At 61.2% G+C, this 20,971-nt stretch carries 25 protein-coding genes; 15 read left to right on the top strand and 10 right to left on the bottom strand.

The genetic code is table 11. The annotated features are described in order from the left end of the window. A complete protein-coding gene (locus tag OLZ32_RS00250) occupies positions 1-957 on the bottom strand; it encodes a S1C family serine protease (protein ID WP_264395056.1) in 957 nt (318 codons plus the stop codon). A gap of 593 nt (positions 958-1,550) precedes the next feature. Here OLZ32_RS00250 and OLZ32_RS00245 point away from each other — a divergent pair. The 5 genes from OLZ32_RS00245 (at position 1,551) to OLZ32_RS00225 (ending at position 4,655) form a co-directional block, all read left to right on the top strand. After that, positions 1,551-2,387, top strand: a complete 837-nt coding sequence (locus tag OLZ32_RS00245; protein WP_003540806.1) for an alpha/beta fold hydrolase — start codon at positions 1,551-1,553, stop codon at positions 2,385-2,387. Between the two features lie 91 nt (positions 2,388-2,478). Beyond that, positions 2,479-2,709 (top strand): hypothetical protein, encoded by a 231-nt coding sequence (locus OLZ32_RS00240; RefSeq protein ID WP_003540808.1) that lies wholly within the window; start codon positions 2,479-2,481, stop codon positions 2,707-2,709. Positions 2,710-2,903: 194 nt separating this feature from the next. Next, the gene (locus OLZ32_RS00235) at positions 2,904-3,113 is read left to right on the top strand and encodes a hypothetical protein (RefSeq protein WP_264395754.1); all 210 of its coding nucleotides are present in this window, start codon (positions 2,904-2,906) and stop codon (positions 3,111-3,113) included. A gap of 303 nt (positions 3,114-3,416) precedes the next feature. Beyond that, positions 3,417-3,899 (top strand): BA14K family protein, encoded by a 483-nt coding sequence (locus tag OLZ32_RS00230; RefSeq protein ID WP_003540812.1) that lies wholly within the window; start codon positions 3,417-3,419, stop codon positions 3,897-3,899. 165 nt (positions 3,900-4,064) lie between these two features. After that, positions 4,065-4,655: a GNAT family N-acetyltransferase gene (locus tag OLZ32_RS00225; protein ID WP_264395050.1), complete on the top strand. Its 591-nt coding sequence runs from the start codon at positions 4,065-4,067 to the stop codon at positions 4,653-4,655. A 126-nt stretch (positions 4,656-4,781) separates the two neighbouring features. Here the strand turns inward: OLZ32_RS00225 and OLZ32_RS00220 are convergent, their stop codons facing one another. The 3 genes from OLZ32_RS00220 to OLZ32_RS00210 all read right to left on the bottom strand — a co-directional run bounded on the left by OLZ32_RS00220 (position 4,782) and on the right by OLZ32_RS00210 (position 7,907). Next, on the bottom strand, positions 4,782-5,681 hold the full coding sequence (locus OLZ32_RS00220; RefSeq protein WP_017988733.1) for a DUF3313 domain-containing protein: 900 nt from the start codon (positions 5,679-5,681) through the stop codon (positions 4,782-4,784). 202 nt (positions 5,682-5,883) lie between these two features. Then, complete coding sequence (locus OLZ32_RS00215; protein ID WP_003540818.1) at positions 5,884-7,236, bottom strand: sensor histidine kinase; 1,353 nt, start codon at positions 7,234-7,236, stop codon at positions 5,884-5,886. Then, on the bottom strand, positions 7,236-7,907 hold the full coding sequence (locus OLZ32_RS00210; protein WP_264395047.1) for a response regulator transcription factor: 672 nt from the start codon (positions 7,905-7,907) through the stop codon (positions 7,236-7,238). The genes OLZ32_RS00215 and OLZ32_RS00210 overlap by 1 nt, the downstream gene beginning before the upstream one ends. A gap of 139 nt (positions 7,908-8,046) precedes the next feature. On the opposite strand from OLZ32_RS00210, the gene OLZ32_RS00205 reads away from it, so the two are divergent. Then, the gene (locus OLZ32_RS00205) at positions 8,047-8,193 is read left to right on the top strand and encodes a hypothetical protein (protein ID WP_003540823.1); all 147 of its coding nucleotides are present in this window, start codon (positions 8,047-8,049) and stop codon (positions 8,191-8,193) included. Between the two features lie 15 nt (positions 8,194-8,208). On the opposite strand, the gene OLZ32_RS00200 is transcribed toward OLZ32_RS00205, so the two are convergent. Beyond that, on the bottom strand, positions 8,209-8,751 hold the full coding sequence (locus OLZ32_RS00200; protein WP_003540825.1) for an NADPH-dependent FMN reductase: 543 nt from the start codon (positions 8,749-8,751) through the stop codon (positions 8,209-8,211). Positions 8,752-8,915: 164 nt separating this feature from the next. Between OLZ32_RS00200 and OLZ32_RS00195 the strand changes: the two genes are divergently transcribed. From OLZ32_RS00195 to OLZ32_RS00185, 3 genes are read left to right on the top strand one after another with little or no spacing between them, the layout of a single operon-like run. Next, positions 8,916-9,917, top strand: a complete 1,002-nt coding sequence (locus OLZ32_RS00195) for an ABC transporter ATP-binding protein (protein WP_003540832.1) — start codon at positions 8,916-8,918, stop codon at positions 9,915-9,917. Beyond that, positions 9,914-10,714, top strand: coding sequence for an ABC transporter permease (locus tag OLZ32_RS00190; protein ID WP_264395043.1), 801 nt, complete (start codon positions 9,914-9,916; stop codon positions 10,712-10,714). The genes OLZ32_RS00195 and OLZ32_RS00190 overlap by 4 nt, the downstream gene beginning before the upstream one ends. 2 nt (positions 10,715-10,716) lie before the next feature. Further along, positions 10,717-11,520, top strand: coding sequence for an ABC transporter permease (locus tag OLZ32_RS00185; protein ID WP_264395041.1), 804 nt, complete (start codon positions 10,717-10,719; stop codon positions 11,518-11,520). A gap of 24 nt (positions 11,521-11,544) precedes the next feature. Here the strand turns inward: OLZ32_RS00185 and OLZ32_RS00180 are convergent, their stop codons facing one another. Further along, on the bottom strand, positions 11,545-12,066 hold the full coding sequence (locus OLZ32_RS00180) for a winged helix-turn-helix transcriptional regulator (RefSeq protein ID WP_025395039.1): 522 nt from the start codon (positions 12,064-12,066) through the stop codon (positions 11,545-11,547). A gap of 90 nt (positions 12,067-12,156) precedes the next feature. Here OLZ32_RS00180 and OLZ32_RS00175 point away from each other — a divergent pair, with 90 nt between their 5' ends. Then, positions 12,157-12,798, top strand: coding sequence for a dihydrofolate reductase family protein (locus OLZ32_RS00175; RefSeq protein WP_264395036.1), 642 nt, complete (start codon positions 12,157-12,159; stop codon positions 12,796-12,798). Between the two features lie 351 nt (positions 12,799-13,149). Here OLZ32_RS00175 and OLZ32_RS00170 read toward each other — a convergent pair whose 3' ends face one another. Next, positions 13,150-13,770, bottom strand: a complete 621-nt coding sequence (locus tag OLZ32_RS00170) for a TetR/AcrR family transcriptional regulator (protein ID WP_264395034.1) — start codon at positions 13,768-13,770, stop codon at positions 13,150-13,152. A 134-nt stretch (positions 13,771-13,904) separates the two neighbouring features. Here OLZ32_RS00170 and OLZ32_RS00165 point away from each other — a divergent pair, with 134 nt between their 5' ends. Then, positions 13,905-14,936: an aldo/keto reductase gene (locus OLZ32_RS00165; RefSeq protein WP_264395032.1), complete on the top strand. Its 1,032-nt coding sequence runs from the start codon at positions 13,905-13,907 to the stop codon at positions 14,934-14,936. A gap of 142 nt (positions 14,937-15,078) precedes the next feature. Here OLZ32_RS00165 and OLZ32_RS00160 read toward each other — a convergent pair whose 3' ends face one another. Next, entirely contained in the window at positions 15,079-15,954 is an 876-nt protein-coding gene (locus OLZ32_RS00160) for a bifunctional helix-turn-helix transcriptional regulator/GNAT family N-acetyltransferase (protein ID WP_003540839.1), read from the bottom strand. A 63-nt stretch (positions 15,955-16,017) separates the two neighbouring features. On the opposite strand from OLZ32_RS00160, the gene OLZ32_RS00155 reads away from it, so the two are divergent. Continuing rightward, positions 16,018-16,914, top strand: a complete 897-nt coding sequence (locus tag OLZ32_RS00155) for a hypothetical protein (RefSeq protein WP_264395029.1) — start codon at positions 16,018-16,020, stop codon at positions 16,912-16,914. A gap of 196 nt (positions 16,915-17,110) precedes the next feature. On the opposite strand, the gene OLZ32_RS00150 is transcribed toward OLZ32_RS00155, so the two are convergent. Further along, positions 17,111-17,578: an Lrp/AsnC family transcriptional regulator gene (locus tag OLZ32_RS00150; protein ID WP_264395027.1), complete on the bottom strand. Its 468-nt coding sequence runs from the start codon at positions 17,576-17,578 to the stop codon at positions 17,111-17,113. Between the two features lie 124 nt (positions 17,579-17,702). Here OLZ32_RS00150 and OLZ32_RS00145 point away from each other — a divergent pair, with 124 nt between their 5' ends. Both OLZ32_RS00145 and OLZ32_RS00140 read left to right on the top strand, forming a co-directional pair. Beyond that, the gene (locus OLZ32_RS00145) at positions 17,703-18,914 is read left to right on the top strand and encodes an argininosuccinate synthase (protein WP_264395025.1); all 1,212 of its coding nucleotides are present in this window, start codon (positions 17,703-17,705) and stop codon (positions 18,912-18,914) included. Positions 18,915-19,231: 317 nt separating this feature from the next. Continuing rightward, entirely contained in the window at positions 19,232-19,405 is a 174-nt protein-coding gene (locus tag OLZ32_RS00140) for a hypothetical protein (RefSeq protein ID WP_003540843.1), read from the top strand. A 35-nt stretch (positions 19,406-19,440) separates the two neighbouring features. Here the strand turns inward: OLZ32_RS00140 and OLZ32_RS00135 are convergent, their stop codons facing one another. After that, positions 19,441-19,824: a VOC family protein gene (locus OLZ32_RS00135; RefSeq protein ID WP_264395013.1), complete on the bottom strand. Its 384-nt coding sequence runs from the start codon at positions 19,822-19,824 to the stop codon at positions 19,441-19,443. 210 nt (positions 19,825-20,034) lie between these two features. Here OLZ32_RS00135 and ubiA point away from each other — a divergent pair, with 210 nt between their 5' ends. Further along, the gene (gene ubiA / locus OLZ32_RS00130; protein WP_264395011.1) at positions 20,035-20,949 is read left to right on the top strand and encodes a 4-hydroxybenzoate octaprenyltransferase; all 915 of its coding nucleotides are present in this window, start codon (positions 20,035-20,037) and stop codon (positions 20,947-20,949) included. Positions 20,950-20,971: the final 22 nt, after the last annotated feature.

Raw genomic sequence — 20,971 nt, 5'->3', positions numbered from 1 at the left:
TCAGGACCGGGCCATCGGCAGCAAGATCTTCTTCTCGATCCGGCCCGCCACCGAAAACACCAGGATCTCCGTATCCCTGCCGATCCTGCTGCCATCCATCAATCGGACAATATCATCGACACCGCCGACCGGGCTGCCGTCGATGGCGAGGATATAATCGCCCTCCTGCAGGCCTCCCTTCGCCGCCGGCCCGTCCGGCTCGACGCGGCGGATGCGCACGGATGTCGTCTGCACCGTGCTTGCGGCAAGCGCCACCCGGCGCGGCAGCACGATCGTATCGCCTGATATGCCGATGAAGGCGCGCCTGACCTGCCCATAACGGAGGATTTCCGAAACCACGAAATTGGCCGTATTCGAAGCGACGGCAAAGGCGATGCTCTGCGCGCCCTGGATGACGGCGGTGTTGACGCCAATCACCTCCCCGCCCGAAGACACCAACGGCCCGCCCGAGTTGCCGGGATTGAGCGCCGCATCGGTCTGGATGACATCGTCCATCAGCCGGCCGCTGGCCGCCCGCATCGAACGGCCGAGCGCCGAGACGATACCAGCGGTAACCGTCCATTCGAAGCCGAGCGGGTTTCCGATCGCGATCGCGATATGGCCCCTGCGCAAGTGGTGGGAATCTCCGAGCCTCGCCCAGGCGCCGGTGCCTGTATTGGCGCGAATGAGGGCAATGTCGGTATCGACATCGCGGCCCAACACCCGGCCCTCGGTAACGAAACCGTCAGGCGTGGTGATGCGAACAACCTTGGCATCGTCAACGACATGGTTGTTGGTGATGATCAGGCCATCAGGCGAGACGGCGAAGCCGGACCCGTGCCCCTGCCGACCTCCCACCCTCTCGATCCGGCTGACTGCTGGCCCGACCGTATCGACTGCTGCTGCGATCGATTGCGAATAGGCATCGATCAGCGCCTCATCATTCTGAGGCACTATCTGCTTGTCCATGTAACCCATTATTGAATCCTCAGGCGGCAGTAACGGCCGTCCCGCCGCCGGCAAAGCCGTCGCGGTTGCGACGGTCCGCCATGGCGCTGTTGTATGAGGATTAGATGGTTGGGCGATGAACCGCGTTCAAGTGAGCGCCGGCAGCGGCATGCACGCGGCGGCAGAACGGGAACACACCTACCCCGGACAGATATATTGAACTACCCGGACGGATATATTGAACGAATATTAAAAAAATGGCTCATTACAGACGTTCGTCTCACCCATGACGAACCAGCCTGAGGTGGCCGACGGCCGAGATACCGTGGATTTAAAGAATGTTCGCAGCACGAAGCAGCCAGGTGAGGATCACCCAGCCCCTCGCGTCATGCGAAATGGGCGGGTGCTACGCCCATGTCGCGGAGGCATACAAACTTCTGTCATATCAATAGAATAGAAAGAGGCATTGAATAAGCACATCAACATATTCGGGTTGATCAGGCGCGACCTTCTTGCCCCTAGCCTCCAGCGCAACGGCGCTCGTGGCCTTGCCAATTCTGCCGGCAACGGCGCAAACTTCTGACCGCATTAGTCCAACCAACCCCAACCAACGGAGCCAAAAGATGAGCACGGTTACCACCAAGGACGGCGTCGAGATCTTCTACAAGGATTGGGGGTCGAAGAGCGCCCAGCCGATCATGTTCCATCACGGCTGGCCGCTATGCTCCGACGACTGGGACGCCCAGATGCTGTACTTCCTCGAGAAGGGCTACCGCGTCGTCGCCCATGATCGGCGCGGCCACGGCCGCTCCACCCAGGTGGGTGACGGCCATGATATGGACCATTACGCTGCCGATGCCGCAGCCGTCGTCGAGCATCTCGATCTCAGGAACACCGTCCATGTCGGCCATTCCACCGGCGGCGGCGAAGCCACCCATTATGTCGCCCGCCACGGCCAGCCGCAGGGCCGCGTCGCCAAGCTGGTGATCATCGGCGCCGTGCCGCCCATCATGGTCAAATCCGATGCCAATCCCGGCGGCCTGCCGATCGAAGTCTTCGATGGCCTGCGCCAGCAGCTCGCCGCCAATCGCGCGCAGTTTTATTACGATCTGCCGGCCGGCCCGTTCTACAGCTTCAACCGGCCGGGCGCGAAGGTCCTGGAACCGGTCATCAACAATTGGTGGCGCCAGGGCATGATCGGCGGCGCCAAGGCGCATTACGACGGCATCAAGGCCTTCTCGGAAACCGACTTCACCGAAGACCTGAAGATCATCACCGTACCGACCTTCGTCATGCACGGCGATGACGACCAGATCGTGCCGATCGCCGACTCTGCCCTGCTCTCGTCCAAGCTGCTGCAGAACGCCACGCTGAAGGTCTACGAGAAATTCCCGCATGGCATGTGCACCACCCACGCAGACATCATAAACCCCGACATCCTCGCCTTCATCAAAGGCTGATCCGTGATGTTACCGGGCGCCGATCAGGCGCCCGGTTGCCACGATGGCTTGCCATCCTACACGCCGGCATCCTGGCCACGTCCATCGATTGATGGCCAGTGACTCATTTTCCCATGAAACCGTTTTCGCCGATTTGCGTTTAGCGGCCATGAAAAGAGAACGTGAACCCTCATCAAAGGCTTACCGGCAGGATCGTTTCGAAAACACCGAGCGCGCCGCCAAGGAAACCATCGAAGCGGAGCAGCGGGCCCGCCGGGAAAAAACCAAGCGGCTGAAAGAGCTGCGCCTGTCGCAGCAGGGCGCCAAGGACCCCGCAAAGTAGATCTCACGCTCGCACGATCCGGTCGACACCCCGATCGGTCTCATATCCAAGCCCTGCCGCCCTCGCCCGCATCTTCCAGTGCGTGCCCAGAATTGTTTTTGAATTTCGGACCTTCGCCCATCTTGCAGAGCAAAGATCGCGAAATTATCTTTTTCACGAAAGCGATTCACGGCATCCAAAAAGGGCAGATTGCGATGTCAGACAAGCTGTTTAGCACGCGTGACGAACCGCTCGCCTCCGAGGACCTCGATGTGTGCAGGCGTGTCCACGAATCTCTCTGTAGCGGGCTAAAGATCGACCGATCAGGCAGGGAGGCCGACCGCTTAGGCGCCCTCATCATCGAGCTTTACCGCCAGGGTGTGCATGACGAGAACCAGCTTCGGTTGCTGGCCGGCGGAAGGTGAGCCTGATAGCTTGAGACGTCACGTTACCTGCAGCTTCTCCATTTCCCTCGGCGTCAAGCCTGCCTGATCCGCCACCATTGCGGGATTTGGTGTATGCCTGCCGGACGGCTTTGGTGTCGGAGGTCAGTCTCGACGCGGCGGCGCGTCCGGGGTTGAAGCGGCTGTTCACGGAATAACCGAAGGCCTATCATTACCTACGTTCGTGATCGCGCACATACACCGCCTCATTCCATCCCAAAATGAAACCTATTCCCTTCCCCTGCGTTATTCTCTCGATACATCCGTTTACCCAAGGTGAGTAAAATGAACAAATTCGCCATCATTGCCCTGTCGATAGCGACGGCCTTCTCCGGAATGCCGGCCTCGGCAGGCCCGGCTTTCGTGCCGAGCCCGGTGCAATCGGCGCAGCCGGCGCCTCAAAATACCGATGCCCGCATAATGACCGTTGGCTGCAACAACTTCACGAACTGCCCGGGGCAGTTCAGTAATAATCGCAGGTGGTATCGCAACCGCCACAACTATCGCGACCGGAACTACTACCGCGACGACCGCTATGGCTGGGATCGTCGCTACGATCGCAGATATCGCCGCAACGACAACACTGGTGCCATCATCGGCGGCTTGGCGGCCGGCGCCATAATCGGCGGCATCATTGCTTCGCAACCGCGCGCACGTGCCTATAGTTCTGGTTCGCATGCGGAGTATTGCTATAGCCGCTACCGGTCGTACCGCGCCTACGACAATACGTACCAGCCGAACTACGGCCCACGCCGCCAGTGCCGTTAATCCGGTCCGCATTTAGCAGCAAGCCTCGCATGAAGATGCGGGGCTTTTTGATGCCTGCTCCGAACCAGCGCGCCCGCTTTAAACCGGCCATCAACCGTGCTTGACTTCGGCTTCAGCCACGCGGATCGAACCCTGAATTTCCTGCGGCCAGATAGAGCGTGATCGATGACATTTGCATATACCGCAATGCCCGCTGGTCCCGTCATCCTGCTGCCGCCGGATCTGGAAAACCTGTCGGGCTTCGAAGCGGCACTCGCCGCCGGCTGGTCTCCCGATCCGCGCCGCGCGGGCGATGAAGCCTATGTTTACGGTGAGCTTCAGCGGCTGCGCCAGGACAGATCAAGCTTTCTCGGCAATCTCATTCCTGATGGCAGGCGATGCACCGGATCCGGATCGCTGCCTCTCACCACGCGTCGGTTCTGGATCTGGGACGGCGAAATCTGCGGCAGCATCAGCCTGCGTTTTCAAGCGTGCACCGAGGAGTTGCCGCCCGAAGTGTCGGGCCATGTGGGATATTCCGTCGTGCCGTGGAAACAGCGCAATGGCCACGCGACCGCTGCGCTGAGCCTTCTGATGGCCGTGGCATCGAAGGAAGGTCTCGACCGCGTGGTCGTCCTCTGCAACGAGGACAACGACGCCTCGCGGCGCGTGATCGAGCGCAATGGCGGCGAATTGTTCATGCGCGGCCCGCATCCCTCCGACAGGCCCGATCAGATAAAACTGTATTTCTGGCTGAAGCCCGGAGCCGCCGGCTGACGTGACGCGCGACGGATTTGCAGACGGACGGAGCACAAGCCTTGCCTGCCTTTGCTCCGTCCGTCCCGTCAGCCTGGGGCGGGCTGAGTGCTGGTCGCGGCGGCAGTCGCCGCCGCGCATCGTCTCTCAATAGGTCGCCGCTGGTTTCGGCTTCTTCTCGGTCCATTGCGGCGGCGCGCCGTATTTGGCGGCTACCGCCCCCATCAGTCCGGGCGGCCGGCCGAAGGCGTCGCAGGCGGCGTATTTCGGTTTGCCGCCGAGCCAGGATTTCATCCGCTGCCCTGAGGGAAGCGAGATATCCATTCCCTTCGGCTCCTTGCCTTTGATCAGCATGCGGGAAAACTCGCTGCTGAATTTCGAAGCCAGGCTATAGGCATCGCCGACTTCGGAAACACGGGGGTTGTTCTGCAGCGAGTTTGCCCCGCGCGACCAGACGATTGCCGCCCGCTGCACGCCACCGCTGTCGACGGCCTCCGCCTCGACCGCCAGTCCGCCAAGGCCGGCCGGCAGCCGGGGCACGCTGACGGGCAGTACGAAACCGGTGCCGACGGTCACGACGGTCGAAACACCCGCCATCGCCTTGTTGGTCGGCACGATGTCGGTGACGACGGAGCGGATCGTCAGATCCGCCGGCTGGCCGGCAGAGACCAGTTGGTATTTGTCGCTCAGCGAAATGCAGAGCGCCCGATCCAGAGCGTTCGCCACCATCACGCGGTCGGCGTTCGATTTGACGCGAGTCGCGGCGTTGAAAGCGAAGGTCGTCGGCACGATGCTGACCGTCTTTGCCGGACTAAGGCGCGTCCCATCGACATAGACGCGCGATTTCGACAGCTTGCCCTTCGGCGCGCCGAGATTGCCGTAGGAGGAGAGCGTGCCGGCCTCCTTTAGCGGCACCGAACTGCACCCGGCCGCGGCCATGGCGAGCGCCACCGGCAGAGCGAGGGACAAGCCTCTCGACGCCACGGGGAAGGAAAATAGGAATGGATTGCTGCGCACGCTGTCTGGCCTCCGTCGCCGATAGCGCATAACCCCGAAAATCGAGATCGATTTTAGGAAAGGATTATGCGCAGGTTTAAAACGCTAGAGCGTCCTTGGCGCGTCCTGTCGGACGCGCGGCGCTCTAGTATCGGGCGAAAGTGGCGGTCGAGAATTGCCGCAACATTACAGATCGCTTCCCTGAGTCTTTGCTGGTCAGAACCAGGGCGGATGCTGCTCAAGCAAGCCTGACCTATGCGAGTTCGATCACCACCCGCGTCCCGACGGCGCCGCTCTCGATGCTGACCTCGCCGCCATGGTTTACGGCGACCTGTTTGACGAGGCTGAGGCCGAGACCGGCGCCCCTGCTCTTCGGGGTGACGCGATAAAACGGCTCGAACACCAGCTCCCGATGTTCGGCCGGAATGCCAGGCCCTTCGTCGGCGACCGTGATCCGACCGCCGCCGGAAGGTGAGCCCGACACAGAAACCGTGATTATGCCGCTGTTGCCTCCGTGGTCGATGGCATTGCGCACAAGGTTGCTCACCGCCCTCGGTAGCGCCGACGGGCTGCCCTTGCGTTTCAGGCTCTTGACCTCGCTCTGAAACGAAATCTGATAGCCAGCGGCAATCGCCAGCGGCGCCTGATCGGCAACCGTCATTCGGGCGATCTCGACGAGATCAACCATTTCGTCGAGATCGGCCGCCTGATCGTTGCGCTCGAAATCGAGCAGTTGCTCGGCCGCTTGCGCGAGCCGCGCCACGTCGTCGAGCAGCCGCTGCCGCTCGCGCCCATCGGGCATCCCGTCGATCCGCGTCTGCATGATAGCGATCGGGGTCCGAAGCTCATGCGCCGCGTCGAGCAGGAAACGCTGGCGTTTCTTAAACTCGTTCTCAAGCCGCTCAAGCGTTCCGTTAAAAGCAATCACCAATGGTGCGATTTCTGTGGGAATACCATCCACCGGCAATCGGGCTCCTTGCCGACGGGGTTCGATTTCCGATGCTTTGCTCGCTATATCCTTCACGCCGGCCAAAGCGCGCGCTACGACGCGGGGGATCGTTAGAAAAACCCCGGGCAAAGCGATGGCCAAAAGTGGTGTGTAAATGAGGTAGGTTTTGCCGAGTATTGCCAGGAATGCGGAGCTTCTGCTGGCGTTTCCGCCGTACATCACTCTGTACTCGCCTTCTGCAGTATCGACACGGTCGATGGAGGCGACCTCGGTCGTACCAGACGCCCCTCGTATGTCGGCGTCTTTGATGAGGTAGACGTACCGGGCTAGGTCCGCATAGGGCGCCGGTATTACGCCGTAGGAGGCCGTTTCTCCACTGGGTGTTGCGACGAAAAACCAGAGCCTGTTGTTCTCAGCCTTGAACGACCTGAGACGCGGGCTATCAGCTATGGCGATCCTGCCCTGCGAGTCACGCGTAAGAGCTTCCTCGAGGGCTGCAGTCAGCTGAACCTGCATTCCTTCATTGGGCGAGAGGATGCTGGTGGCGTAAATGCAAAGCCCGATGATGACAGTCGCAACAACAGCCACGAAAAGGATACTGAGCTGCCAGCTGAGCGTCCACCAGAGTGAAAGGTTCGACTTGGTCGCCTCGCGCATCATTCTTCCTTCATGAGATAGCCGACGCCGCGGATATTATGGATCGCGACGCCGGCGCCGGCATCGATCAGCCGCTTGCGCAACCGTGAAATATGCGCGTCGAGCGCATTCGACTGGATTTCCTCCTCGTAGTTATAAACCGCCGCCTCCAGCGTCGAGCGCAGCACCGTCTTCTCCTTGCGCCTGGCAAGGGCTGCAAGCACCAGAAGTTCGCGCCGGGGCAGGTCGAGCGACACGGCATCGACGGTGACGCCGAGATGCAGCGGGTCGATCACCATCCGCCCGGCCGTGATCCTGAGTTCGGCCAGTTCAGGCGATCGCCGCAGCACGGCCCTGAGCCGCGCCATCAGCTCCTCGACCAGGAACGGCTTTCCGAGATAGTCGTCCGCCCCGAGGTCGAGGCCCTCGATCCGCTCCTTCGGCTCGTTCAGCGCCGTCATCACGATGATCGGCGTATCCTTCCCCGTCCGCCTGAGCTCGGGAATGAAGCTCAGCCCCTCGCCGTCGGGCAGGCGCCGGTCGAGCAGGATCGCATCGTAGAGGTTCTGCCGCGTCAGCTCGACCGCATCGACCAGATGCACCGTGTGGTCGGTGACGATCCCATGTTTGCCGAGTGCAGCCGACAGCGCCTCCGCCAACTCCCTCTCATCCTCTATCAACAGTATCCGCATCGCCCGTCCATTGTCTCGCTCTCCCCTCTGTCCGCCACAAGGGTTGCGGCAGCATTGCGGAGCTTGCAAGGCAGCCGGTCATGCTGCCGCAATTGTTGGGGTCCAGCACAACGAATATCCGCAGCAGCTGGAGATCAAGATGATCCGACATATCCTTCGTCTCCTGACGAGACACTTCTTCTCCGCCTTCATCCTTGCCGCGCTGCTCGCGGCCCCGCTCGTCATTCTGCACACGCTTCACGAAAAGACGGCATTCGAGAACGGCCTGCTGATGGATGTCCGATGATGCAGCGAGCGAACCTCAGGCGGTCTTACCGTCTGCCATGCAATAGGCCGAGAATGCCTGAAGATAGGCCTGCACCCTGGAACGGTTTTCCGCTGCCTCGACGGCCTTGAACACCTCGGCCGGCTCCAGTTTCATCAGAGGAAGCCTGAGGAAAATATCGCCCGCGAACCGGTCGGTGATGGTCGCAAGAACGGTGCGAAGACCGGCCAGCATCTCGTCGCCGCGATGGGATGCGTGCAGCAGGGCGATCGGCTTATGGACGATCTCATCTCCCGATACGAGCCAATCGATCGCATTCTTGAGGCCGCCGGGGATGGATCGCACATATTCCGGGCTGGTAATGATCACCCCATCGCTCTGAGCGATCACATCGATGAAATCCCGCACCGCCTCCGGTAGACATTCTCCCTCGAGATCGGGCGAGAATACCGGCAATCGCCCCACGCCGTCGAAGATCGAAATCTCGATCTCATTTGGCGCAACGGCGCGGACAGCCTGCAGCATGGCCGTATTGGTGGAATTGCGCCGGGCGCTGCCGGATATTGCGAGAATCTTCATGACCCTAACAGGAAATGATTGATCGTGGCTGTCAACGCAAAAGGCTACGCCAGGCGCGATTGAGTAGCGCCCCAAAAAGCGACTTTTGCTTGAACTGGCCGAGCCCCGCGTTAGCCTGGATGCTGCTGCCGAATCGGCTGGAATTACCCCTTGAGGAAATACACATGTCGGCTTTGATCGAGGCGCGGGGCGTCAGCAAACGCTTCCGGCAGCACAAGAGATTTCCGGGCCTGATGGGCGCGCTCAAGACGCTGGTGACCAACGAATATACGGAAGTTCTGGCTGTTTCCGACATCGGCTTCGACATCGCGGCAGGTGAAGCCGTTGGCTATCTCGGTCCAAATGGCGCCGGCAAATCGACGATGATCAAGATGATGACCGGCATCCTGGTGCCGAGCGACGGCACGCTCTCGGTGCTCGGCCGGACGCCGCATCTGCGGCGGATGGACAATGCCCGCGAGATCGGCGTCGTTTTCGGCCAGCGCAGCCAGCTGTGGTGGGACCTGCCGCTGGTCGACAGTTTTACCTTGCACCAGCGGATCTACGACATCCCCGCCGCCCGCTATGCGGATAATCTCCGACGCTTCAGCGAGTTGCTTGATTTGACGCCCTTTCTCGACCGCGCGGTGCGCCAGCTCAGCCTCGGCCAGCGCATGCGCGCCGAGATCGTGATGTCGCTGCTGCACGATCCCAAGATCCTCTTTCTGGACGAACCGACCATCGGGCTTGATGTGGTCGCCAAGGATGCGGTTCGGCGCTTTCTCGCCGAGATCAACCGCGAGCGCGGCGTCACCATCATTCTCACCACCCACGACCTGCAGGACATCGAAACCATCTGCCCGCGGCTGATCATGGTCGATCACAGCAGGCTCATCTTCGATGGCGAGTTGAAGAGCCTGCGCGCGGCATTGGGCTCGGCCCGGCGGCTGACCCTCGAATTTGCCAGCGACCCTGGCCCACTGCCGCTCAGCACCGCCGCACTCGTCAGCGACGAGGGCTTGCGCAAGAACTATCTCATCGAGCGTGAAGACATCTCGCTGGTCGCTATCCTGTCGGAAGTCGGCAGCGGGCGCGGTCTCAAGGATGTGGCGCTGCACGAGCCCGACATCGAAGAGGTCATCCGCACCTTCTACCAGCGGCGCAATGCCAAGGCTCTGGCATCATGAGCGCCTATTTCGCCTTCGCGCGCAGTTCCTTCCATTCGCAACTCGCCTACCGCAATGAAGTATGGGCCAATATCTTCGGCAAACTCGTGCAGGTCTTCGCGCGTGTCGCCATCTGGCAGGCGGCCTATGCCGGCATCGGCGCAATCGTGGTCGACGGCGTCTCCCTGCAGCAGATGGTGACCTATGCCCTGCTCGGCGGCGCGGTGATGGGCGCTACCCGCCCTGAAAGGATCATCGGCGAGATCGGCCGGTCGCTCAAAACAGGCGATATCGCGGTTTGGCTGCTCAAGCCCTTGTCCTATCCGCTCTATCTCTTCGCCAACGAATGCGGCAGCTTCGGCTATCGCCTGATGACCCAGGTCATTCCGACCATCGCCTTCACCGCGTTGTTTTACGGCATGCTGCCGCCGGCGACCCTGTTCGATGGCCTGATGTTCATCGCCTTCTGGGCGCTATCCTTTACGCTGCTGTTCCTGATGTCGGCGCTCTTCGGCCTCGTCGCCTTCTGGCTGATGACAAGTTTCTCGCTGGACTGGATACTGGGCGCCCTGCTGCAATTGTTCTCGGGCCTGCTGATACCGTTCTGGTTCTTCCCCGAACCGCTGGCCACAATTGCCCGCCACCTGCCCTTCGCCTGGGTGGTCTACTATCCCAATGCGATCTATCTCGGCAGGCTTTCCACGGCCGATGTCTGGCTCCATTTCGGCCTGGGCCTTGCCTGGGCGGCGTTGTTCCTTACCGGCGTCCTCTGGCTGTGGCGCTGTGCCTCCGGCCGCATCACCGTGCAGGGAGGTTGATCGTGCTCATTCATCACCTACGCGTCCTTCCGCTGCTGGTCCGAATGCATGTCCGCTGCCAGATGGAATATCGCGGCGCTTTCTGGCTCGACCGTCTTGCGCAGATCCTTTCCTATGGCAGCGTCTTCGCCACCATCGGCATCCTGCTTGCCCGCTTCGACACGCTCGGCGGCTGGACCTGGCCGGAGCTGGCGCTGCTGTTCAGCTTCCAACTGCTGGCTTATTCGCTCGGCGCCGCGATGAGCTTCGTGCAATTGCGCGACCTCGAAGAACTGGTGCGGCTCGGCACTTTCGACACGCTGCTGGTCAAGCCTTTCAGCCCCTGGGCCTATCTGGTCTTTTCCGGTCTCAATATCGGCTATACCGGCCACGTCATCCTCGCGGTAGCGCTGATGGGCTGGGCCGTTCTGTCCGTCGACTTCTCCTGGTCGGTCTGGTCCGTGTCGTTCCTCGTAGCCGCGCTCCTCAGCGCGACGCTGCTGACCGCGGCCCTCATCACCATGATCGGCGCCACGGCGCTGATCTGGGTGCGCTCCAACCACCTGTTCTCGATCTTCTTCGGCTTTTGGGAATTGACGCGCTACCCGCTCAACATTTTCCCCGGCGGCATCCAGACCATCCTGATCACCGCGGTCCCGCTCGCCCTCACCAGCTCGGTCCCCGTCGGCGCCCTGCTCGGCAAGCCCATCCCGATCCTCGGGGACTGGGCCGGGCCTGTGGCTCTCGCAGCCGGCCCGATCTGGGTATTGATATCAATCGCCTACTGGCGGTATGCCACCGGCAAGTACCAGGGTGCCGGCGGCTGATCGGGGGACCGACCTTCCTCGATATCAGGATGCCTGCGACAACGATCTCGCGCGGACCTCGAGGAACGCCGCCGTCAGCTTGGCCAGTACGGGTGAGGTGCATGTACCGTTGGCCCCGCCGATCGGGTCGACGATGTGGATCTGCCGGAGATCCTCCATGAACTCGTCCCACAGCGGCGGCCCGCCTTCTTCGAGAAGCTGCGCACGGATGCTCAACTCCTCGCTCACAGGCAGATGCCGCCGTCCCCAGGCACCGATCATGGCAAAGACCGGCACGAGCTGTATCGCTGGCTCCGCCAGGCTGTAGATCGCTTTCTGGCTGTGGCTCGGGTCGTCTCGCTTGCTGATGAACCCCAGCGAGAGCAGACGCTTCAGCCTGGCAGCCAGAATGTTGGAGGCAATCCCCTCCTCCGAATGGGTCAGAAGGTCGCGGAAATGGCGGCGGTTGCCGAACATGATGTCCCTGATGATGATGAGGCTCCACCGGTCGCCCAGCACTTCCATCGTCAGGTTGATCGGGCAGCCCGACCGCAGTTCAATATCCACGAATTCTCTCCTTAAAACTGGTTGCAATATAGGATCACTTATGCGACAACGCAACTAGTTTCGGTATGCAATCAGGTGGAGGAGAGCAGCATGTCCAAGGTGCGTGTCGCAGCATTTTCCCTTTCCGTGGATGGTTTCGGCGCCGGGCCGGAGCAAAGCATGAACGATCCGCTGGGCAAGCGGGGAACGGAGATGTTCGAATGGTTTTTCCGTACCCGCACCTTCCGCGCAATGATCGGAAAGGACGGCGGTTCTGAAGGCGTCGACGAGGGTTATGCGGCCAGAGGCATGGCGAATTTCGGCGCCTTCATTCTCGGACGCAACATGTTCGGCCCTATCCGCGGCGATTGGCCGGATGATGCCTGGAAGGGCTGGTGGGGACCGAACCCGCCTTATCACTCGCCGACCTATATCCTGACGCATTATCCCCGCGAACCGATCGTCATGGAGGGCGGCACGACGTTTCACTTCGTCACCAGCGGCGTCGAGGAAGCGCTTGACAAGGCGAAGGCTGCGGCCGGCGGCAAGGATGTGAAAATCGGCGGCGGCGTCAGCACCGTCCGTCAGTATCTGCAGGCCGACCTGATCGACGAACTGCATTTCGCCGTCTCGCCGGTCGTGCTCGGCAAGGGCGAGGCGATGTTTGCAGGCATCGACCTCCCGGCCCTCGGCTTCCGCGTCGCCGAGCATGTCGCGACCGAACACGCCACGCATATCGTGCTGGCGAAATAAGCGAGCCTCTTCGGGACTAGGACTCGACATCCATCCAGAGGCGCCCTCCAATGACCGATGTTGAGGATGCCGCGCTTTCCCTTGCCGCCCCGTTGCGTCACCGCCGATAAGCATCAGCGCCCGAGAGAGCCTCATCCTGAGGGACTTCGAAGGACGAAGCGGGTGTGCCGCCGGGACGTTATGCTCGGTCCTGGCCAAACCCAAGCCGTTCAAGGTAGGCGCAAAACATATCGGCCATGGCGTCAATTCGAAGAGGATATCGAGCTGTCGATGCGGACCTGATGACGCCAGGCCGTTGCCCGGCCGAGCGCGCGTGCCGGCCGGGCAACGGCCCGTTTCATTGTCGGAGCTTCACCGCAGTACAGCGCCGTAGCGCAGCCCGTCGACCAGCAGTGACACCATACGCCGGGCATGTTCGGCCCCTTGGGCGTAGGCGTGCATGCTGAGGCTTGCGGCCGCATTCAAAAGATCCTCGGCGGCGATGTCGGTGCGGACCTCGCCGGCGGCAGCGGCGGCGTCGAGAAGCGAGCGAAGAGCCGGCTGCAGCCGCTGCTGGAAGTAGGCGGGCAAGGCATCGAAGGCTGGGTTGCCGGAGTGCAGGGCCGCGGCAAGCCCGCGCTTGGCCGCAATGAAATCCACGAAACGCTGCATCCATCTGGCCAGCGCTTCGCCCGGCGCATGCTCGGCGGCAAGGATCGGCGCAGCGTCGGCGCAGGCGTCGATTTCGCGGCGGAAGACGGCAACGACGAGGTCGGAACGCTCGGGAAAATGCCGGTAAACGGTACCGATGCCGACGCCGGCCTTCTCCGCGATCTCACGCACCGGGGCATCGACGCCGGAGGTCGCAAACACGGTCAATGCCGCCTGAAGCAGCCCGTCGAGATTGCGCTTGGCGTCGGCGCGCACGCGCCTGTCCGCCCTTTCCCCGGGCTTCAGGCCGTCCTCCTGCTCTTTTTTGTCGTCGCTCATCATTCACTCACTTGCAAAACGGAACGTTGTTCCGTATGTAAACGGAATACGGTTCCGTTTATGCAAATTAACACAGCGCGACGATGTTGGCCACATCGATGCGCACGAAGTTCGTCTCCCAATAAAAGGAACAGACCATGCAATACCGCACGCTTGGAAGAACCGGCATCAAGGTCAGCCCCTATTGCCTCGGCGCGATGATGTTCGGCACCGCCGGCAATCCCGACCACGAGGATTCGATCCGGATCATCCACAAGGCGCTCGATGCAGGCATCAACTTCATCGATACCGCCGATATCTACAGCCGCGGCGAATCCGAGGAGATCGTCGGCAAGGCGCTCAGGGGCCGGCGCGACGACGTCGTGCTCGCCACCAAGGCGCATCTGCCGATGGGCGAAGACCCGAACCGGCAGGGCAATTCACGCCGTTGGCTGACCCGCGCAGTCGAGGATTCGCTCCGCCGCCTGCAGACCGACCATATCGATCTCTACCTGATCCACCGGCCGGCACCCGATACCGACATCGAGGAGACACTATCGACCCTCACCGACCTGATGCGGGCGGGCAAGGTGCGTGCCGTGGGATCGTCGACCTTCCCCGTCTCGGAAATTATCGAGGCGCAATGGGTTTCCGAGCGCCGCGGGTTGGCACGTTTCCGCACCGAGCAGCCGCCCTATTCAATCCTCAACCGCAGCATCGAACGCGAGGTGCTGCCCGCCTGCGAGCGTTACGGAATGGGCGCGATGGTGTGGAGCCCTCTGGCGATGGGCATGCTCACCGGCAAATACCGCAAGGGCGCCCCGCAACCCGACAGCGCCCGCGCCAAACGCTTCCCCAGGCAGATGAACGACGAGCGCCGGCTGGACGCGGTCGAACGGCTCATCCCGCTCGCCCAGCAGGCAGGGCTCTCTCTGGCGCACATGGCGATGGCCTTCACCATCGCCCATCCCGCCGTCACCTCGGCGATTATCGGCCCGCGCACGATGGAGCACTTCGACGATCTGCTTGCCGGCGCCGGGGTGAGCCTGACGGACGAAATCCTCGACCGGATCGACGCGATCGTCCCACCCGGCACCGACACCGGCCCGTTGGAAGCGGCCTATAACCCGCCTGCGGTAACGCAGCCGAACCTGCGCCGCCGCCCGATAACGGAGCGCTTCGCCGCCTGACCGGCAGGGGGTGAGGCCCGGTCCTGCGAAGCAGGAGCGATCGATCCAGTGAATCGATCGCAGGGCCGAACGCCCTGAGCCATGCGAAGGGCGCCGGACAGCGGCGCCTCCCCTAATTTGGACAGCTCAAAGCGAGCGTCACTTAAAGACGTTTCTCAAAGAACCTGTCCGGGTATGGGTCGTCATTGAAACGATCGATCTCATTCCAACCGGTTCCGCGATAAAGCTGCGTTGCCTCGGGCAGAGCACTATTCGTATCCAGACGCAGGAGCTTGATGGATAACTCGCGGGCGATGTTCTCGGCGGCCGTCATAAGGCGCGTTGCGAGCCCAAGGCCACGCGCGGATGGGGCGACCCAGAGCCTTTTGATCTCCGCAACCTCGCCGCCATTGCCCTTCAGCCCGACACAGCCGATCGGCAGGCCATCCGACATGGCCACCAGGAACGCACCGCGCGGACGGATCATATCCTTGGCGTCAGGATCGCGAGAAAGCGATACATCGAAACCCTTCTCGAAGCGGCGCGCGAGTTCGCCGTAATATTCGCGGAGACAATAGCTGGCGTCCTCGTGCCGCGGATCTTTCTCCTCGAGCACGATCTGCTCACGCCTCAGCGAAGAAGCGACGATATCCATGGCGCGCAGCAGTTCGTCCGGGCGGCGATGGCGCGCCAGAAACGATTTCGCCTGCGCATTGGAAAGCGCTTCATAAGCCTGAAACTCGCAACGGCCGGTTTCGGTCAGCCTGGCAACGCGGCGACGCGCGTCCTGAGGGTTCGGCACCGTCTCGATGAGCCCCTCCTCTTCCAGACTGCGCAGCAGACGGCTCATCAGCCCCGAGTCGAGACCGAGATAATCGCGGATCACCGCAACATCCGTTTGTCCCCGGCCGATCGAATTGAGAACGCGGGCTGCGCCCAGCGGACGACCGCGTCCGAGGAACGACGTATCGAGAGCGCCGACTTCGGAGGTGACGGCACGGTTGAAGCGACGGACACGAGCGACAGGATCGTAAGTCATATTATCTGACTTTAGTCAGATAATTGATCCTGTCAATTCAAAGCACTCAAAGGAAGGGCATAAATGAGCCGCGCACTTCCCCGCCATCCGCCTTGCGCAGCAGCATCGCCTCGCCTATGGGAACGACAACGTCCGCAAGGCCTTCCCGTGTTCCGTTTTGCCCTTCACGCCCTGATCGTTCTCATCCTGACGCTGCTGACGCAGATCGGCGGCATCGCCTATCTCGTAGCGCTGGCCGCATCGCGCGGCTGGGGCTTGCGGCGGCTTCCGGCAAAGTTTGCAATCTTTCTGCTTTGTTATGCCGGCGCCACCTTTACCGCGAGCCTCGCCGCGCCGATCTTCGGGCGGGTTGCCCTCTCCTGCGTCGCCGACGCTGCAGACAGGCTCGTGGTCCGCTCCCCGATCTATTGCCTACTGAACCGCAACTACGTCACCCCAGACGTGCGCGATCTGGCAAAGGCGCTTGCCGCCCACATGGACAAGGAATTCCCCGGAACCGTCACCGTCGCGCTGGATGCGAATTTCCCCTTCTTGAACGGCTTTCCGCTGCTGCCGCATCTGTCGCATGCCGATGGCAAAAAGCTAGACTTCGCCTATTATTACAAGGATGCCGACGGTGCCTTCCTGAATGGCGCCACCCGCTCCCCGATCGGCTACTTCGCCTTCGAGCAACCCGCCCCCGGCGACGAACTGCCATGCGAAGGGCGCAACGACTGGCTCACCACCCGCTGGAACTTCGATGCGCTGCAGCCTCTGTTTCCGGCCTATCGGATCGAGGAGCAGCGCACATCGGCAGCGATCGGCTGGCTGACGAGCGAAGGCGTTGCGCGTTTGGGCCTGCAGAAGATCTTCATCGAGCCGCATCTGAAGAACGCGCTCGGCATCACCGACAGCCATGTCCGCTTTCAAGGCTGCCGCGCCGCCCGCCACGATGACCATATTCATATCCAGGTCGAGTGATCCTCTCGCCCCGCCCAGTCCTTCGCCCTCCTCGGCACCCTCGTCGGCGCCTTTACCATCGCCATCGGCGTCGGCCCGCAAACCACACTCGATTACATCACCCATGCCGTGATGATGCTGCTCCTGGTCACAGGCCTCGTCTTGCTGGCAAGGAACCGGAACGCCTCTCCCCTGGGATAGGGATCGAGCACGACGCCTATCTCAACGGCAGTTCGAAGCTTCGCTTCAGCGTCTCCATCGGCACGTCGGTCTTGACGCTGAGGACGCTCGGAATGCGCGTCAGGTGATCGGCCTGAAAACGCCAGTAGCTATGCAGATCGGCGGTGACGATCCGAAGCACGGCATCACATTCTCCTGTCGTCAGGTAGCATTCCATCACCTCGGGAAACCGCCGGACGGCTTCGGCGAAGCGGAGCGTGACCTCGGCATCCTGGGTCTTGAACCAGACGCGGGCAAAAACCGTCAGTCCCGCCCCGACCTTTGCAGGGTCCAGCACGGCAACGTAGCGATCGATGATACCGGCCTCTTCCAGGAGCCGGACGCGACGCAGGCACGGCGAAGGCGACAGCCCTACCTCCCGCGCCAGATCGACATTCGAAATACGCCCGTCACGCTGAAGTACGCGCAGGATATGGCGGTCGATCGAGTCCAGGATCACTGGCATTTCATAGCTCCGATTCATGCTGGAATGGCATGATATGCCAAACTTTCGCAATTTTGCGGATGCTTCGCAAGCTCATTGCGCAGAGCTTGGCCTATCGTTCCAGCATCGAGATGGAGATGGCTAAATGACGAAGATAGAGAAAATTGTGCTTTCTTATTCGGGCGGGCTGGATACCTCGATTATCCTCAAATGGCTGCAGGAAACCTATGGATGCGAGGTGGTGACGTTCACCGCCGATCTCGGCCAGGGCGAGGAGCTCGAGCCGGCGCGCGCCAAGGCGGAGATGTCAGGGGTCAAGGACATCCGCATCGTCGATCTGCGCGAGGAATTCGTCAGCGACTTCGTCTTTCCGATGCTGCGGGCGAACGCGCTCTATGAGGGGCACTACCTGCTGGGCAGCTCCATTGCACGGCCGCTTATTGCCAAGCGTCTGGTCGACATAGCCCGGGAGGTCGGCGCGGATGCCATTGCCCACGGTGCGACAGGCAAGGGCAATGATCAGATCCGGTTCGAGCTGGCCGTCAATGCGCTTGACCCATCGATTAAGGTCATTGCTCCCTGGCGCCAATGGAACATCCGCTCCCGCATGCAGCTTCTGGAATATGCCGAGAAGCATCATATCCCGGTGCCGAGCGACAAGCGCGGCGAGGCGCCGTTCTCGATCGACGCCAACCTGCTGCACACCTCGACCGAAGGCAAGATCCTCGAAAATCCGGCGGAGGTCGCGCCCGATCATGTCTATCAGCGCACGGTCGATCCGGTCGATGCTCCCGACACGCCTGAGATCATCACCATCGGTTTCGAGAGGGGTGATCCGGTTTCGGTGAACGGCAAGGCCATGACGCCGGCCGCATTGCTGACCGAGCTCAATGGACTGGGCGGCCGGCACGGCGTCGGGCGGCTCGATCTCGTTGAAAACCGCTTCATCGGCATGAAGTCGAGGGGAATATACGAAACGCCGGGAGGCACGATCCTGCTTTCGGCGCATCGCGGCATTGAATCGATCACGCTCGACCGCGTCGCCGCCCACCTGAAGGACGAGATCATGCCCCGATACGCCGAGCTGATCTACAACGGCTTCTGGTTCGCGCCCGAGAGGGAAATGCTGCAAGCGCTGATCGACCACAGCCAGGCTTTCGTCAGCGGCGAAGTGACGCTCAGGCTCTACAAGGGAAGCGCCTCGGTCATCTCCCGCGCCTCCCCCTTCTCACTCTACTCCGCCGACCTCGTCACCTTCGAAGAAAGCACCATCGCCTTCGATCATCACGATGCGGAAGGTTTCATCAGGCTTAACGGACTACGGCTCAGGAGTTGGGCCGCCCGCAACGGCAGATGACCGCCCGATCTTACGTCAGCCAGAGCACTCAACGCTCACGACGCTCCAAACGCCTTCACTTCGACCGGCAGGAAAGCTGCGAGGGTCAGATGGGCGGATAGGTCAATGCCCACATTGACGGCATCTTCCCTCGCAGTTGGCCGAAGCAGTCAAGGCATCCATGGAGAAGCCCCAAATCCGATTTCAAACGATTTTTAAAATAGCCACTCCGAAAGCTAATCGATTTTAATTTTATCGTTAAAATTTTCTTGTTGCAGCGCAAAAGAATTTAGACATTAATTTTTGCAGATGCTCAGTTTATTCGTTGGAGAACTCGCATGACTGTGACATTTCCGCTAACCGAAAAGCGCGACGCCGAGACATTGCTGAAACACTTGACGTCGCACAATCTCAGCGTTCCGGGAAACTGCGTCGTGTCGCTCAAGGCGCACGTCGCCCAGGTCTCATCCTCTCATACGACCGCGCTCGGCACCGCCCGTACCGCCTGGTAGTCCCGAGACGTCGAATTGCGGCAATCAAACTGGCCTCAGCCGTCGTAGACGACAGCAATCTTGTTCCCAGCCGGGTCGCGCACGTAAGCGGAATACCAGTTCGGCCCGTAGTGCGGACGTAGACCAGGCGCGCCGTCGTCCGCTCCGCCATTTGTCATGGCCGCATCGTAAAAAGCGTCCACCTCGGCGTGAGACTTGGCCATGAAACCAGCCATCGAGCCATTTCCGGCGCTCGCCGGCTCGCCGTTAATCGGCTTGCAAACCCATAAAACGAAACCATCACCCTTCCCGCCTTGGGAATAGGCGCTCCATCCGGGAAATTCCCGATGTTTGCTCCATCCGATCGTTGCCAGGGTCGCATCATAAAAGCCATTCGATTTGACGGAATCGATTGCACCGACGGTTGCGTAGACGCTCATGATCTTTCCTCCCTGCTCCAAGATCGGAAGAATCCATATCGCAAATATGTGAACACAACAAGAACAGGAAGCTGCATTTTCCGCGGAAGGTCGGTGACCAATCGCAGCCGATGGTTATTGCCGTGTCTGCAAAAATTCCTATTCTGGGCGCCGCCGATGGCGACAGCACCTGAGGCTTCACGGCTATTCTGACAGGGAATTTGGATCATCATGACGACTGTGAGCCGCCCTGATCTCAGCGATATCCACCGTGGCGACTGGGTGGATCGCCGGTTGCCGGCCGCATGGCGGCCATATACGCGGTTGGCGCGGGTGGATCGCCCGGTCGGAATATGGCTGACGCTGTTCCCGTGCTGGGCCGCCCTTATCCAGGCATCGCACGGTCTCGCAGATCTCAGGCAATTGGCGATCTTCTCTCTCGGCGCTCTTCTGATGAGAAGTGCCGGTTCTACGGTCAACGACATCGCCGATCGGAAGTTTGATGGCCATGTCGAGCGGACCCGCTTTCGACCTCTGGCAAGTGGAGAGATCGTCACGCTACAGGCCTTTATCTTCCTGACCGTTGAACTCGCACTGGCGGCTTCGCTGCTGTTTTTCCTGACGCCCTACACGCGCCTCATCGCGATATGTGTCCTGCCGCTTGTCTTCGTCTATCCACTCTGCAAACGCTTCACCCACTGGCCCCAGGCTATCCTGGGCGCGGCGTTCAACTGGGGGATGCTGATGGCATGGGCCGAGGCTACAGGACATATCCCGGCTGGCGCCGTGCTGATGTGGGCCGGGGCCATCGCCTGGCAGATCGGCTATGATACGATCTATGCCTATGTCGATCTGAAGGACGACACCCGCCTTGGCCTGAAATCGACGGCAATCCTGTTCGGCCGGCACGGCAAGGCCTTGATCGGCCTGTTCTATGCTCTGGCGGTCGGCGCGTGGTCACTCGGGGGCTGGCTATTGGAAATGTCGCCGCCTTATGCGATCGGAATGCTGGCAATCGCCGTCCATCTTGCCTGGCAGACACAGCGGATCGATCTTGCCCGTCCGGAGGTGAATTATCGCCTGTTCCTGGCGAATATCTTGACCGGGGTATTGCTCGCCTGCACGGCTTTGTCAGGCACATGGTAAGCAGCGCGAGGACGTGGCACAG

This window comes from Rhizobium acaciae (assembly GCF_025941625.1).
Lineage (GTDB): Bacteria > Pseudomonadota > Alphaproteobacteria > Rhizobiales > Rhizobiaceae > Rhizobium > Rhizobium acaciae.
Note: the sequence above shows the minus strand (reverse complement) of the source record. Positions and strands in the feature narration are given on the sequence as shown.